Below are 1,072 nucleotides of genomic sequence, written 5' to 3'. Positions count from 1 at the left end.
CGTCGTCACCGACTTCGGCTTGTGGTTCACTACGCTTAGCGGTAACACCTGCGGTTGGACTTTCACCAACTAGATATGCACCATGCCTGGCACACTTAAAAAAAACGGGTTCCGCTAATTGCAGAACTCGTTTTCTTAATGCTTTTTATGTTTTATATAATATTCAAATGCAATTAGATCACGACGTTGCACCAGTTCATTCACACTGCGCTTTGTATAATCTTTAAGCATATCCATCACTTCTGACTCACTATATGTCTCAGTACCTTCAATTAGTGCTTCCTCTTCTTCTGTACGTGATTCCCCACCAATATATTCTGTCAACTTTACAGCAAAGTAGTTGGAGATGGTTTCGCGATTTAAAGAGTTGTAGTGATCTACAATATAACCAATATCTTCGATGATCTCGCACTCATATCCGATTTCTTCACGGATTTCGCGCTTTACTGCATCTTCTAAACTTTCTTCATTCTCGACGCCGCCACCAATAGTTTCAACATGGTTTCTACGTCCAAGTGCATCAGTCCCTTTGATGCGCAAGAAAACCAGTTCATCATTTTCGTTATATACAAAACAACGGACTGTCCAACGTTTTTGATATGGTTCTTTTGTGCGTTTTCTAAAAACGCGATCTTCTAGAATGGCAATTAACATGTTTACATTCCTTTCCTATCTTTTTCCTCTATAAATCTATTATACCTAACTCCTCCAAGAAAACAAAATAAGAGACACTCTCATGCCTCTTAACGATCTTTCCGTAATTAATCTGGGGAGAAATTCAATTATCTTTCTATGGGTGGGGAAAAAGATAATCAAGCGATTAACCACGAGGCATCACTACCTATATATAGGTTATCAAGAAAAATCTTTAAAGTCAATATAAGCGCTTTCAATTTCTCTAATTTCTTCATTATATATTGGCTTTTGAGCCGATTATTATAGGCTTTTCTTACATTTTGATGTAAATGTCTAGCAAATGTAAATGTCAATTATAAATTAACGAAAATTCGGAATCAGAGTTGATGAATTTTCGGAATATGAGTTGAAGAAAAATCGGAATTATAAATTGATG

The 1,072-nt window shown here is 36.4% G+C and carries 1 protein-coding gene; it reads right to left on the bottom strand.

Going from position 1 to position 1,072, the window contains the following annotated elements:
- Positions 1-135: 135 nt before the first annotated feature.
- The gene (locus EDD63_RS11500) at positions 136-654 is read right to left on the bottom strand and encodes an NUDIX domain-containing protein (protein ID WP_134171457.1); all 519 of its coding nucleotides are present in this window, start codon (positions 652-654) and stop codon (positions 136-138) included.
- Between the last annotated feature and the right edge of the window lie 418 nt (positions 655-1,072).

Origin of the sequence: Breznakia blatticola, assembly GCF_004365815.1 — a bacterium.
In the GTDB taxonomy this organism is placed as follows: domain Bacteria; phylum Bacillota_I; class Bacilli_A; order Erysipelotrichales; family Erysipelotrichaceae; genus Breznakia; species Breznakia blatticola.
Note: the sequence above shows the minus strand (reverse complement) of the source record. Positions and strands in the feature narration are given on the sequence as shown.

Excerpts from the sequence above, each read along its gene's own strand:
- EDD63_RS11500 (WP_134171457.1), bottom strand. The coding sequence starts at position 654 with ATGTTAATTGCCATTCTAGAAGATCGCGTTTTTAGAAAACGCACAAAA.